11 protein-coding genes are annotated in these 14,163 nt (G+C 69.8%); 8 read left to right on the forward strand and 3 right to left on the reverse strand.

Annotated features, from left to right (window positions below):
• Positions 1-4: 4 nt before the first annotated feature.
• From mnmH to Pla163_RS00250, 5 genes are all read left to right on the forward strand, one after another.
• Positions 5-1,180, forward strand: a complete 1,176-nt coding sequence (gene mnmH, locus Pla163_RS00230; RefSeq protein ID WP_419186148.1) for a tRNA 2-selenouridine(34) synthase MnmH — start codon at positions 5-7, stop codon at positions 1,178-1,180.
• Positions 1,181-1,382: 202 nt separating this feature from the next.
• On the forward strand, positions 1,383-2,846 hold the full coding sequence (sthA, locus tag Pla163_RS00235; RefSeq protein ID WP_145181781.1) for a Si-specific NAD(P)(+) transhydrogenase: 1,464 nt from the start codon (positions 1,383-1,385) through the stop codon (positions 2,844-2,846).
• Positions 2,847-2,915: 69 nt separating this feature from the next.
• Positions 2,916-3,434: a hypothetical protein gene (locus Pla163_RS00240; RefSeq protein ID WP_145181784.1), complete on the forward strand. Its 519-nt coding sequence runs from the start codon at positions 2,916-2,918 to the stop codon at positions 3,432-3,434.
• A gap of 121 nt (positions 3,435-3,555) precedes the next feature.
• Entirely contained in the window at positions 3,556-4,650 is a 1,095-nt protein-coding gene (locus Pla163_RS00245) for a hypothetical protein (RefSeq protein ID WP_145181788.1), read from the forward strand.
• Between the two features lie 272 nt (positions 4,651-4,922).
• Entirely contained in the window at positions 4,923-6,341 is a 1,419-nt protein-coding gene (locus Pla163_RS00250; protein WP_145181791.1) for a hypothetical protein, read from the forward strand.
• Between the two features lie 9 nt (positions 6,342-6,350).
• Here Pla163_RS00250 and Pla163_RS00255 read toward each other — a convergent pair whose 3' ends face one another.
• The 3 genes from Pla163_RS00255 to Pla163_RS00265 form a co-directional block, all read right to left on the reverse strand.
• Positions 6,351-9,320, reverse strand: coding sequence for a 3-keto-alpha-glucoside-1,2-lyase-like domain-containing protein (locus Pla163_RS00255; RefSeq protein WP_145181794.1), 2,970 nt, complete (start codon positions 9,318-9,320; stop codon positions 6,351-6,353).
• 175 nt (positions 9,321-9,495) lie between these two features.
• A complete protein-coding gene (locus Pla163_RS00260) occupies positions 9,496-9,681 on the reverse strand; it encodes a hypothetical protein (protein WP_145181797.1) in 186 nt (61 codons plus the stop codon).
• 65 nt (positions 9,682-9,746) lie between these two features.
• Positions 9,747-9,932 (reverse strand): hypothetical protein, encoded by a 186-nt coding sequence (locus Pla163_RS00265; protein WP_145181800.1) that lies wholly within the window; start codon positions 9,930-9,932, stop codon positions 9,747-9,749.
• 298 nt (positions 9,933-10,230) lie between these two features.
• On the opposite strand from Pla163_RS00265, the gene zwf reads away from it, so the two are divergent.
• From zwf to gndA, 3 genes are read left to right on the forward strand one after another with little or no spacing between them, the layout of a single operon-like run.
• Positions 10,231-11,760, forward strand: a complete 1,530-nt coding sequence (zwf, locus tag Pla163_RS00270) for a glucose-6-phosphate dehydrogenase (RefSeq protein WP_145181803.1) — start codon at positions 10,231-10,233, stop codon at positions 11,758-11,760.
• A complete protein-coding gene (pgl, locus tag Pla163_RS00275) occupies positions 11,757-12,488 on the forward strand; it encodes a 6-phosphogluconolactonase (RefSeq protein WP_145181806.1) in 732 nt (243 codons plus the stop codon). Before zwf ends, pgl begins: the two co-directional genes overlap by 4 nt.
• Positions 12,485-13,918 (forward strand): NADP-dependent phosphogluconate dehydrogenase, encoded by a 1,434-nt coding sequence (gene gndA, locus Pla163_RS00280; RefSeq protein ID WP_145181808.1) that lies wholly within the window; start codon positions 12,485-12,487, stop codon positions 13,916-13,918. Before pgl ends, gndA begins: the two co-directional genes overlap by 4 nt.
• The last annotated feature ends 245 nt before the right edge of the window (positions 13,919-14,163 follow it).

The following is a 14,163-nucleotide window of genomic DNA, read 5'->3' on the forward strand; positions in this document are numbered from 1 at the left end:
CTCCGTGACGGACCAACCCCTTCGACCGCCCGACCTCGGGCTCGCTTTGCCGAGTTTCAGCCTCACCGCGCCCACGCCGCCGGCGGGCGTTCCGATCGTCGACCTGCGCAGTCCGTCGGAGTACGCGCTCGACCATCTGCCCGGGGCGATCAACGTGCCGCTGTTCGACGACGACGAGCGCGCGGTCGTGGGCACGCTCTATCGCCAGCGCGGACCCGACGAGGCGTTCGAGCGCGGGATCGAGATCGTGGTCGCCAAGGTGCGCGAGCTGGTCGACGCGGTCGGTTCGGCGATCGGACACGCGGCCGTGCGCGACGGCCTCGAGGAGCGCGTCCGCCGCATCGCCGCGGGCGGGACCGAAGGGCTCGGCGGGCGCCTCGAGACGAGCGAACTCGACGAACTGCCGGCCGATGCGGTGCTGCTGCACTGCTGGCGCGGCGGCATGCGGTCGCGCAGCGTGGCGGCCCTGCTGCGCGAGCTCGGATGGCCCGTCGTCCTGCTCGAGGGCGGCTATCGCGAGTACCGGCGGCTGGTGCATGCGCGCGTCGGCGAGCTCGAGTTTCCCGCGGCGTTCGTCCTGCGCGGCATGACTGGTGTCGGCAAGACGCTGGTGCTGAACGCGCTCGAGCGTCGTCTGCCGGGATCGACGGTCGACCTCGAGGGCCTGGCCGATCACCGCTCGTCGATCCTCGGGATGGTCGGTCGCGAACCGCGCTCGCAGAAGACGTTCGAGACCGGCCTGTGCCTGCGCGTCGCCGACGGCTTCCCCACGGGTTGGGTCGCGTTCGAGGGCGAGAGCCGCAAGGTCGGCGACATCGTGCTGCCGGACGCGGTCTGGAAGGCGCTGACCGGCGGCACCTCGATCACGCTGACCACCTCGACCGAGCGCCGCGTCCAGGTCCTGTGCGACGACTATCTGGCGACGCCGGGCAGCCGCGCCGAGCTGCTCCAGCAGTTGCCGTTCATCGAGGGGCGGCTGGGCGAGCGTTGGAAGGGCGAGCTGTGCCGCTTGCTCGAGACCGGACGCGAGCACGAGTTGGTTGAGATCCTGCTCGAGCGCTACTACGACCAGCGCTACGGGCACTCCGAGAAGAGGCACCCGGTGGCGCACACGGTCGACAGCACGGATCCCGAGGCCTGCGCCGCCGAGATCGCGGCGTGGATCGCGGCGCGCGGCTGAAGCGGGCCGAGCGCTGGCGATGGGCGCGGGTCGGCGGCGGGTGCACGGGGTTCTCGCGGTCGACAGGCTGGTCGATCGGCTCGACCGACGCCGCTCCCAGGCCCGGGAGCGCCACACCTCGGTCCATGAGTTCGGGCCGGACTCGCGCCGATGCCCCCGCTCGACGCCCTCCCTTTCGGAGCCGCGCGAACCGACCCAGCTCATGTACGACTACGACCTCATCTGCATCGGCAGCGGCCCCGCGGGCCAGCGCGCCGCCGTCCAAGCCGCGAAACTCGGCAAGCGCGCCTGCGTCGTCGAACGGCGCTTCCAGTACGGCGGCGTCTGCACCGAGACGGGCACGATTCCGTCCAAGACGTTCCGCGAGGCGGTCAAGGGCTTCCGCGCGTACCAGCGGCTGGCGAAGACCCACAGTCCGGCGGCGAGCATGCGGCCGGAGATGAGCGATCTTCTCGGTCGCGTGTCCGAAGTGATCGGCAAGGAGGCCGAGGTCGTGCGCGATCAGCTCGCTCGCAACGAGGTCGACCTGATCAACGGGACGGCGCGCTTCGTCGACGAGCACACGGTCGAGATCTGGACCGGCACAGGTACCCGGCCCGTCACGTTCCAGAACGCGATGGTGGCCGTGGGCACGCGCCCGGTCGAACCGAAGGGCGTGCCGGTCGACGGGCAGACGATCCTCACGTCGGACGACATCATCTCGCTCGAGAAACTGCCGCGCACGATGGTCGTCGTCGGCAGCGGCGTCATCGGCGTCGAGTACGCGTCGATGTTCGCTCAGCTCGGTGTGCAGGTGACGGTCGTCGACAAGCGCGTGCGCCCGCTCGACTTCCTGGATCACGAGATCACCGACGACCTGGTCCATCAGATGCGTCGCAACTACGTGACGTTCCGCGGCGGCGAGGGCGTCGAGTCGATCGACATCGTCGAGATGCCGCAGAAGAAGGGCGTGGTGCGCCTCGATTCGGGCAAGTTCCTCGTCGCCGACGTCGTGCTGTTCTCGGCCGGCCGCCAGGGCGCGACGGACGGACTCGGTCTGGATTCGATCGGCGTGGAGCCCAACAAGCGCGGCCTGCTCGAGGTGGACGAGTTCTATCGGACCTCGTGCTCGAACGTGTACGCCGCCGGTGACGTGATCGGTTACCCGGCGCTGGCCGCCACGTCCGCCGAGCAGGGCCGACTGTCCGCCTGCCACATGTTCGAGCAGAGCACCGAATCGATGCCGGAGCACTACCCGGTGGGCATCTACTCGATCCCCGAGATCTCCATGGTCGGGCCGACCGAGCAGGAGCTGACCGAGAAGAAGATCCCCTACGAGACCGGCATCGCGCGCTATCGCGAGATCGCGCGCGGGCAGATCCTCGGGGACGATTCGGGCCTCTTCAAGATGATCTTCCACCGCGACGACAAGCGCCTGCTCGCGGTGCACTGCATCGGAACCGGCGCGACCGAACTCGTCCACGTGGGCCAGGCCGTGCTCGCGCTGGGTGGCGGACTCGACTACTTCCTCTCGACCGTCTTCAACTATCCGACCCTGGCCGAGTGCTACAAGGTCGCGGCCTACAACGCGGCGAACAAGCTGCGCCTGGCCGAGATCTTCGAGCAGCGCGACCACGTGAAGGTGGACGTCACGAGCGAGGACGAGCCGGTCCGCGACGTGGCTTGATCCACGGTCGATCTCGCTCGTCGCGGGGCGTCGAAGCTGCCGCGGCGGGCGATCACTAGAATCGCGACGGTGAAGAGTCGCTTCGAGTCACTGGCGGCCTCTGGACTTCGGGTCGAGCCGATCTCCAGGGCCGAGGCCACCGCCGCAATGGACGCGTTCTGCCGACGGTTCCTCGAGCCCGTGCGTGCACGCGTCGGCACGTACCGCCACAGGGGGCACTTGTGGCACGCCTTCACCTTCGGCCTGATGGATCCGCCGTCGAGGAAGCAGGCCTGGAGCTTGTTCGCATCTCGGGCCTGTGAGCCACTCATGATCGTCCCGGAAGTCTGGAAGCGGGACTTCGTGGGCGTGCGCATCACAGCGAACCAAGAGTGGCCCGACCTTCGCGAAACGCTGCTCCACCAAGACTGTGTGGTTCTCCCGAGGTCGTGCGACTGGGGCATGTGCTTCGACCACGAAGGCTGCGGACCGTGGTTCCTCGAACCCCCACTGCCCGAGGACGACGATCTCGACGATCTCGACGGTGTCGAGTGGGACGCCGCTGGACAGCCCGTGACGCAAACCGGGCGTCCACCGCTGACCGAGTGAGCGGCCGCTCCGGCGGTTCCGGGAGAGCGTCCGAACCGCCGCGGGTAGCGCCCGTTCACGTGGCGCGTGCGATGCCAACCTGTGGCCGACCACATCTCTTCGGTTCACCTTTCGATCGGACATGCCCAAGCACGAGCAGTTGAGCCTCGCCCCGAGACGGCCTCGAAATCGCTCGACGAGCGCGGCGATGCGGTGTTTCGCGATGTGGGCGTCGAGCGTCTGCCTGCTCGCTTCGTGCACGGCACCGAAGGCACAACCCTGCGACTCGCATGGAGCAGACCGGGCAGTCCAGCTCGAACCGACGAGCGCCGGCGCTGAGGCCCGCGTCGACACCCGCGCGCAAGCGTCCGCGGTGATGCCTGAAGTTCCGCTCTTCCATGCCGGCGCGTTCGGCCTGGGTGTCAGGTACGTCCCGCACGACACCGGCATCGAGCTCGAGTTCTGGCAAAGCGCCCCACGTGCGTACACGCGCACCGCCTTCCCCACCACCGGTACCATCGAAGTCGGCTACGAGCACCGGACCGAGACCTACTCGACCGACTACGCGGTCACCCACGTCGCCGCGGAATCCTCTGTCGCCTTCTTCGTCGTCGGGCATCCCGTTCGCGAGCACGCGGGGGAACGCGTCGCCGACCAGGGCACGACCGTCATCGAGCGTTGGGAGGTCGTCCCGTCGCGCGGGATGCCGTACCTCGAAGCGCACGTCGATCACCGGCCACTCGGAACGCCGCAGACCGAACTCGCACTCCATCTGCGGTGCGGCGACGGCGTCCTGAGTCCGCTGCGATCCATCCCCCGCCCCCACATCGATCGCCGTCCGATCGGAACGTTCGACTTCGACGTGGCAGCGCTCGCGGCCGACCCCGATGGGCGCTACCTGATCGTCGCGAACATGGACCTGGCAGTCCTCCAGCTCGACTTGACGACGCTACCCGTCGCGCTGCAACTGCTCGTCGCACCCGGCGCTGTCTCCGGCATCGACGGCTGGTGGAGCATCTCGCGCCTGCGCGGCTCGGACGGCGTCAAGCGCTTCGAGCTCTTCGCCCCACCGACCCGGACGTTCCTCGAGGGAGCCGTCCTCGTGTTGAGGGACCCGGAGAACGACGGCGTCCTGGACATCGGAACCGCCACGGACAACGTCCTCCACACAGAGCTGACGTACGACGAGCGAGAGCAGACCGACTACGTCAGTTACGACATCGAGTTGTTCGACTGAACGGCGGGTGCACAACACCGAGCCTCCACCACCACCGATCCAACACGATGTTCGTGCTCGTCCCCGCGCTTCTTTGCGTCCAGCTCGCCCCTTCCGCCCAGCCAACGGGTCCCAGTTCCATCGCACCCGCATCACGCTCAGCTCGCTCTACGGTGCTCGACGACGACGGTGGCTGGAGTTGGTCCCGGCGGTCGAACTGTCTGATCGTCGAGAACCGTCTCGTGGTCGGAACCGTGTCGGCCGGTGTCCACGATCCAACCCGGAAAGGTGACGTGAACCTGCTCGTGTTCGACCTCTCGAGCCGTGAGACGCGACTTGTGGAGTTGCACGACCGGCTCGAGTGCGACGATCACGTCGCGCCGTCGCTGGCCGTGTTCCAGGACGCTCGACTGTTCGCCGTGTACTCGAAAGACGGCGCCGACAACCTGATTCGCTCGCGATGGTCGGCGGATCCAAGGCTTGCCGAGTGGCACATCGAACGCAGCGTTCGCATCGCGACGGACGACTTCGACGTGGCCGATCCGCACGCGTTCGTCCTCGCCGACGGTTCGGTGTTCACTGCGTTCATCGGGCCCGGCGGGGTACCGCACGCCACCATCGCGACGGGTCCGGAGCAGGCCAGTTCCGAGCCGTTCGCACTGCTGTCGGGAGCGGGTCGAGTACGGGTGTGCTTCGCGCCGGATCGATTGGGGGACATCCATCTTCTGTGTACCGGACGGCGCTCGAGCGAGTTCAACGGGGGCGTCCGACACGGCGTCTTCCGCGACGGCCGTGTGCGTGCATTCGGTGACTCGACGCGCGCCGCAATCGGAGCGCCCGCGCCGGACATCGCGACCCTCACGCGCGTGTTCGAAGCCCGGTCGGACACCGCGGCTCGGGCCGGCGACCTGCGAACTGATGCGTACGGCGCACTGGTCGGCGTCTATTCCGTCCAGGTCGACGGGGTCGGTGACGGTCTCGAGCAACGCGCGGGGAGCTCTCGGCACGAGTACCGCTACGCCTGTTGGAACGGCACGCGCTGGGTCGACCATCGCATCGGCCACGCTGGCTCGCGGCTCCACGCTGGCGCAGACGATCCTCCGGGCCAAGTCACCATCGACCCGTCGGACAGCGCGACCCTGGTGCTCTCGACCGACGCGCATCCGGCGACCGGCGCGCCGTTGATCAGCGCTGCGGACGGACTTCGCCACCACGAGCTCTTCCGCGCGCGCACGCCGAACGGCGGTGCGACCTGGGCCTTCGAGGCGCTGACGGTCGATTCGACGGCGGACAACGTGCGGCCGCGGCTGGCGTGGAGTCCGGCGCGCGGAACGTGGCTCGTGTGGCTGCGGGGTGAGTACCGCAGCGCCCGCGACTTCGAGCAGCAGGTCGTCGCGCTGGGACTCGACGACGGGGTCGTGCTCACCGTCGATGCGGACGCCTTCGCAGACCTCGAGTTCGCGTTGCTGTTCCCGAAGAGCGCGTACCTGCCGTTCTCGTCGGCTTCCGATGACGAGGACCACACGCGGGCGGTCATCGGTCGCAGTCTCGACGCCGGTCGCGGCAGGGCCGATCCGACGTGGACCATCTACCGGCAGCTGCCCGGCGACTACACGTTGGAACTCTGGGCGAAGGCCGACCTCGTGCGCGGAGTTCCGACACGGGTCGTCGAGGTCACGCTCCCCCACGCGGGCCCGCTGGTCGTGGAGTGACCCTCCGGCTCACGGCCAACGCCGCTCGAGCGGGCGCATGGTCACCTTGCGGAACTCGATCGGCGTGCCTTCCGACTGCAGCGCGATCGCGCCGGCGTCGAGCGTGCCGTCGATGCCGCGATCGACTTCGACACCGTTCACGTGGACCACGATCGCGTCTCCGTCGCAGCGCACGCGCAGGTGGTTCCACTGGCCGAGCGGGTGTTCGAGTCCAGCGATTCGCCCCGGGATGTGGCGGTGCGAGTGCAGGTCGCCGGGCCGCCACGGCGTGCGCCGCGTAGCTGCGTCCTCTACGAGCAGGTCGACATCCTCGCCGATGGTCCAGAAGTCGCCGGCGTGGCCCGCGGCGAGTTGCACCTCGAGCGAACGCGGCCAGCCGTAGAACATCAGCGGCGTCGTGGTGTGGACCAGGACCCCGCTGTTCCCACCGCGCACCGAACCCTCGCTCGCCGCCGGCCAGCGCCACTCGAGTTCGAGCTCGTAGTCGCGGAACCAGCGCTTCGTCGCCAAGTACCCCTGCGGCGTTCCCGCGATCCTGACCACACCGTCGTCCTCGAGCGTCACCACGTCGGTGAGGGCCGCGCCCGCCGCGCTCGCGAACTGCCAATCGTCCAGCCCTTTCGCGAACAGGTCGATCTCGCCCGCCGGCGGCTGGAGCGACTCGGCTTCCGCAGCGCGCGGAATCTGCGCCAGATGCGGCGTGATGTCCTCGAAGCGCTCGGCGCCCGGCGGTCGCACGGCCACGATCAGCACGGGCGCGATGGCGCCGCTCGCGTGGTGCACCTCGAGCGCGTACCCGCCGCCACCGAGTTCGCGCTCCACCACGAGCTGTGTCTCGTCGGGCGTCGACGGTCCGAGCAGTTCCTCACCGTCGAGCAGCACCCGCGCCCGCCCGTCGCGCGTCTGCAGTCGAAACGCCCAGATCCCCTCCTCGGCCGGCGCGACGACGAGCATGCCGGTCAGGCGCTGACCCACCGGTTCGTGCGTGCGGTACGGGCCGCGCAGCTCGGGCAAGAGGTCGCGTCGGGTCGGCTGCCACACCGCGCGGTCGGTGAAGTCGGGCACGAATCCGAGTGGGCGCCGCGGCAGGTCGAACCACTCCACGCGGACACGGGCCGGGCGCTGGTCGAAGTCCTGCCACAGCTCGGCGCCGACCGGCTCGTCGTCCACGAACAGCTGAGCCCGCAGACGCGTCGCTCCGACGATCGCGCTCCTGTACTGGGCCGAGGTACTCGTCGGCCTCGAACCGTCGAGCGTGTAGCGGATCGTGCCGCCGTCGGCGTCCACACCCCGCGCCTCGAGCTCGACGCGCACGAAATCCTCGGTCCACACGACGTCGTCGGCGGTCGGGTGCGTCGGGTCCACGCCGACGCCTGCGATTCGCGCGTGCACGGGCTGGACCAGATCGCGCACGCGACTCTCGACCGCCTCGAAACGCCGCAGGTAGCCGACCCAGTCGCGCCCCTCGGGACGGTCGCCGGTCCACAGTCGATCCGCTAGCGCTGGCACGCGTTCCCAGGCGTCGCGCAGGACCGTGTGCTCCTTCTGCTCCCAGAACAGGAGTTGTCCACCGAGCACCTGATCGCGCTGGGACGCCGGCACCGGCCACACTCCGTCACCACGATCGGGGTCGTTCGGCCCGCGGTCCTCGAACACCGGCGTACCCGGCTGCCAGTGCCAGAACGCGTTCTTGCTCCACGAGTGGATCTCGCGCGCGGACCAGCGGCGCCCACCGATGTGCGGATAGCGCGGCGCGCCCGAGCCCACCACGTACAGCGGCTTCCAACTCGCGTTCACGACTTCATAGCCGGCGTCGAGCAGCGCCCACGGAGGGTTGTAGGCGGACTCCCAGGCCGACACGAGAATGCGGTCGTCGCCCGTCGCGGGCAGCGCGGCCGGCGCGCCGTGGAAGCCCTCCCAGACGACCATGCGACGGCGCAGCGCGGAATCTTCGTGGGTGCGCAGGTGCATGTTCACCGCAGCGAGGAACGGAACCAGGGCGTCAGCCGCTCCCGATTCGTCGCCGCCGATGTGGAAGTAGGGTGACGACGCGAACACCGCGTTCATGGCATCGATGATCGCGAAGATGCGCTCGTGGTTGACCGGGTGCGCCACGTCCGCGTCGGTCAGCGCGTCGTCGGGCGTCGGGTCCGCGAGGTAGCCGGAACGCTTCAACTGGGTCGAGTGCCCGGGCAGGTCGAGCTCGGGCACGATGGTCACGCCGAGCGCGTCCGCATGGGCGACGAGTGCGCGCCACGAATCGAGCGAGATGGTGCGCGGGTTCTCGAGTCCGTCGGTCACAGGCGCGAACGGAAAGGTGAACGCCTGATCGTCGGTGAGGTGCAGCTGCAGGTAGCGCACCTTGTGGAGATGGAGGAGTTCGACGATCGAGTGCAGCGTCTCGATGGAGTGCGGTTGGCGCGCCACGTCGACCAGCACCGAGCGGAAGGGCGTGGCCGGTTCGTCCTGGATCACACCGGTCGGCAGGGCCCAGTGGGCGTCCTGTCCGTCGCCCGTGCGCTCGACCATCTGCAACAACGTCGCCGTTCCGCGTGCGATGGCTTCGACCGACGCTCCCCACACGGTAATCGCGCTGTCGACGTCGATGCGGTAGCGCTCGGGGGTCGCGTCGGGGCGGCCCGGGTCGACCGCGAACATGAAGTCGGAGCGCACCGACGATCGCGGCGGGACGATCTGCGGCCGCTCGCCCGTGCGTCGCCACCACAGGTTGCAGAACGCTTCGGCGTGGGCGGTGAGCGCGACGTCCTGGGCACTCTCGCCGCGTGGACTCTCGAAGCTCAGGACGATCGTCGGCGGTCCGTCGAACTGGTAGCGAGTTTCGTCGCCGGGGACCCAGCTCCGCACCGCCGGGACGACTGCCGGGGTGTCGGCGGTGCGCTCTTCGCCGCGGGCGGTCGACGGGGTGGCGAGCAGAAGGCCGAGGGCGGCCACGGTCGATCGGAGGTACGGGTGGCGCATGGGCCCACCCTACGTCGCCGCCGACTCCGTCGTTGGCCACCGTGCCGTGTCGTGCCGTCGATCGGTGTCGCGCGATCCGGGTCGCACACCGTGCGCGAGACATCCCATCGGTGTGCGGCATCGACCGGCGACACCGCACGAGCGGCACCGTCCGAGGAGGGGACCGCGCCGACCCTCAGCCCGCGAAGTCCGCGAAGCCCAGGACGCTCTGGCAGTGCGGGCAGCAGAAGCAGTAGCCCAGCTTCGCGCGCATGATCCCCTTGTCGTCCGAGATGCGGTAGACCTCGTCGAGCGGCTCCTTGCAGAAGGGGCAGCGGGGCTTGAACTCGGAGTCCTCGTCGTCGATGTCGATGATCTTCAAAGTCGATCCGTATGCGTCGCGGTTCGGCGCGGTCGAGCGCCAGTCGGGTGCGCCGTGGCGCTCGTTCAGGACTTGTCGGCGAAGTCCAGGTTCGCCTCGCAGTGCGGGCAGGCGTACCCGTAGCCGTGGCCGTGGGTGAACATGTGCTTCTTGGCTTCGACTACCCGGAAGACTTCCGGCAGCTCCTCACGGCAGTGCGGGCAGCGCGGCACGAAGTCGGGTTTGGTCTCGGTCACGTCGACGATCTTCACGCCCGCCATGCTAGCTCCGGTCGCGCCGCCTGTCGCGCTCCCGGATCGCGCCATCTTCCCGATCGCGCTTCCGCTCGGAGCCGTTCGTCGCCGGCCAGGGGGCGGTGCGGGTCCGGCGCAGCGCACCCCCCCGTCTCCGCGTCGACCGTCGACCGACGCGTCCGACGTTCGCGCGCGCCAACGCCCGCGACCACGTCGACCGCGCTCGCCACACCGACGTCCCACTGACGGTCGGCCCGCCGCTCGCGAACGCCCCCGGGGTGGCCAGCGCGTGGGCCCGCCGCGATGATGCTCGCCGGTGAACCCCGCTCCCCCCCTCGAACCGCGCTCGCCCGCGGCCCTGGTGCTGTTCGGCGCGACCGGCGACCTCGCGCGCCGCAAGATCGTCCCGGCGCTGTTCCGACTGACCGCCGGCGGCCACCTGCCCGCGGGGAGCCAGTTCGTCGGCCTCTCGCGCAGCGCCGGATCGGACGACGGCCTGCGCGGCCTGTGGCGCGCGGCCCTCGAGGAGCACCTGCGCGCCGGCGAGTTCGACGAGGCCGTCTGGAAGGACTTCGCCGCGCGCATCCACGCCGTCCCGGGCAGCGTCGACGACGAGCAGGCCTACCGCGCCCTGTCCGTGCGCCTCGAGTCGATCGACCGCCGCTGCGGCACGGGCGGCAACCGGCTCGTCTACCTGGCCACGCCGTCGAGCGTCTTCCCGACCATCCTGCGGCACCTGTGCGACGCCGGCGTGGTGCGGCGCGCGTCGGAGGCGACCGAAGAAGCCCACCGCGACGGCGCCGAGCCCGCCTGGAAGCGCGTCATCGTCGAAAAGCCGTTCGGCCGCGACCGAGCCTCCGCGCGTGAGTTGAACGAGTTGGCGCTCTCGATGCTCGACGAGCGCCAGATCTATCGGATCGACCATTATCTGGGCAAAGAGACCGTCCAGAACATCCTCGTCTTCCGCTTCGGCAACGCGATCTTCGAGCCGCTCTGGAATCGCAACCACATCGACCACGTGCAGATCACCGTGGCCGAGTCGTTGGGTGTCGAAGGACGCGGCGACTTCTACGAGGAAACGGGCGTGCTGCGCGACATCGTGCAGAACCACCTGTTGCAGATGCTGGCGCTGTGCGCGATGGAGCCGCCCGCGTCGATGCGCTCGGACGAGATCCGCAACATGAAGGCGCAGGTGTTGGCGTCACTGCGACCGATCGCCGAGTTCGAAGCCGAGAACCTCACCGTGCCGGGCCAGTACGTCGGCTACCACGACGAGCGCGGCGTGAAGCCTGGGTCGAAGACGGCCACGTACGCCGCGCTCGTCGCGCACATCGACAACTGGCGCTGGCAGGGCGTGCCGTTCTACCTGCGCTCCGGCAAGGCGTTGAAGCGGCGCTCGACCGAGATCTCGTTCCACTTCCGTCGCGTGCCCTACAGCCTTTTCGGCGAGGATCGCGTGTGCCAGATGATGGAGCCCAACGTCCTCACGCTGCGCATCCAGCCCGAGGAGTCGATCTCGCTGCGTATTGCGACGAAAGTGCCCGACCAAGGTCTCGAGGTCGGCTCGGTGCAGATGGATTTCGACTACTCGGAGTCGTTCGACGTGCGCGCGCCCGACGCCTACGAGCGTTTGATCCTCGACGCCTGGCGCGGCGATCCGACGCTGTTCGCGCGCCGCGACGAGGTCGAGCTCTCCTGGCGTTGGTGCGATCCGATCCTGCGCGCGTTCGAGGATCCCGAGCGCGCGAACCACGTGGCGAGCTACGCCGCAGGCAGCGAAGGTCCCGCCGAGGCCGAGGACCTTCTTCTGCGCAACGGTCACCGCTGGGTGCCGCTCTCCCGATGACGACGCGCGGTGCGATCGATGCGAACGGCGACGGCGTCGAGATCGTTGCGGACGCGCACGCGTTGGCGCGGCGCGGCGCCGAACTCGTCGACGGGTGGGCCGCGGACGACGTGGCGCGCGCGGGCCGCTGCCGCATCGCGCTCGCCGGCGGGTCGACGCCGATCGCGCTCTATCGGCACTGGGCCGCGCACGCGACCGTCGCGGCGGACGCGCTCGAGCTGTGGTACGGCGACGAGCGCTGCGTACCGAGCGACCACACGGACTCCAATCACCGGGCCGCGCGCGAGGCGTTGCTCGATCCGCTCGGTGTGCCGGCTGCGAACGTGCACGTGGTCGACGGCGCGAGTCCCGACCACGCGGCGGCGGCGGCGCGCTATGCGTCGAGCCTGCCCGAGCGCTTCGACATCGTCCTGCTCGGCATGGGACCCGACGCCCACACGGCGTCGCTCTTCCCCGGCGATCGCGCTGCACTCGAAGAGCACGAACGCCGCGCTTTCCACGTGGTCGGCTCCAAACCGCCGCCCGATCGCATCACACTGAGCGCACCGGTCCTGGCGGGTGCGCGACGCGTGCTCGTGCTGGCGGCCGGTGCCGGCAAGGCACCTGCGATCGCGCGCGCGCTCGACCCCGGGACACGAGTGCTCGACGCACCGGTCGCCATCGCGCGCGGACGCGGGTGGTTGCTCGACATGGACGCGGCCAGCGAACTTCCGACGCACGAACGATGAACGACTCGACCTCGACTTCCAACGGCTGCCTCGGACTCGTCGGCCTGGGCGTGATGGGCGGCAATCTGGCGCGCAACGCGGCCGAGAAGGGCGTGCGCGTCGTCGCGTACGAGCGCGATCCGGACATGCGCGCGCGCTTCGCGAAGAGCGAGCTCGGCGGCGCGGTCGAGCTGGTCGACGATCTCGAAGCGCTCGTCGCCGCGCTGCCCCGTCCGCGCGCGATCCTCCTGATGGTCACGGCCGGCGACGCGGTCGATCAGGTCATCGCCGATCTGCGCCGCCACCTCGACGAGGGCGATGCGATCGCGGACGGCGGCAACTCGCTGTGGGCCGACACCGAGCGGCGCGCGAAGGCTCTGCTCGAGCGCGACCTGCACCTGCTCGGCATGGGCGTGTCGGGCGGTGCCGAGGGAGCGCGCCGCGGTCCGTGCATGATGCCCGGCGGCACCCGTCGCGCGTGGGAGGCGTTCCGCCCCGCGCTCGAACCGATGGCCGCGCGCACCGCGGACGGACCGTGCGTCGCGCACATGGGTCCCGGCGGTGCGGGCCACTTCGTGAAGATGGTCCACAACGGGATCGAGTACGGGCAGATGCAGCTCTTGGCCGAGGGCTACGAGTTGGCGCGGCGCGTCATGGGCGCGAGCAACGCCGCGACGGCCGAGCTGTTCGCGCGCTGGAACGCGGGCGCGCTCGATTCGTTCCTGGTCGAGATCAGCGCGAAGATCCTGACCGTCGACGATGCGGACGGCACGCCGTTGGTCGAGCACGTGCTGGACCGCGCCGAACAGAAGGGCACGGGCCGCTGGACGGTGATGAGTGCGCTCGAGGTCGGCATTCCGATCCCGACGATCGCGGCGGGCTTGGACGCGCGGTCGCTGTCGAGCCGTTTGGAGCTGCGCCAGCGTCTGGCGGCTCGCGTCGCTCCTTCCGGCACCGGAGCGGCAGCGAGTGTCACGGCCGACTTCGACGGCGACGCACTCGGCGGCGCGGTGCTGCTCGGCTTCGTCGCGAGCTTCGCGCAAGGCTTCGACCTGCTCGGCGCCTGGTCGACCGAGCGCCGCTGGAACCTGCCGTTCGCGACGATCGCGCGCATCTGGCAGGGCGGCTGCATCGTGCGCGCGCGTCTGCTCGAGACGTTGAAGGCCGGGTTCGAGCGCGGGGGTGGGTCCATCCACCTGTTCGAGGACGCCGCGGTGTTCGAGCTGATCGAGCGCCACCTCGGTGACCTGCGCCGCGTGGTCGCGAGTGCCGCCAAGAGTGGTGTCGCGGTCCCGGCTCTGTCCGCGAGCCTGTCCTACATCGATGCACTGAGGAGCGCGCGCCTGCCCACGAGCTTGGTACAGGCCCAGCGCGACGCGTTCGGGGCCCACGGTTTCCGACGCGTCGAGGATCCGACCGGCGCGCCGCAGCACGTGGATTGGTTGGGGTGACGCCGAGAGCGGCAGGTGCACCGAGGGTCCGTGGCAACCTTCGACCCAGGCCCACGACTTCCTTGGTTCAGTGAGTTGGTCCAGCAGGTGCCGGAGCGGGTTCGTGATGACGGTCGGGTTGCTGCTGTGGAGCCACCCGCACGCCGGATCGGAGCGCGCGGCGTCGAAGCGATCGAGCCAGTCACGGGCGTCGTTGCGTGCTGGTCTGACGTTCCTGCCGCGCACACGGCAGCCGCCGGCCGTCG

It is taken from the genome of Rohdeia mirabilis (genome assembly GCA_007750655.1).
In the GTDB taxonomy this organism is placed as follows: Bacteria; Planctomycetota; UBA1135; order UBA1135.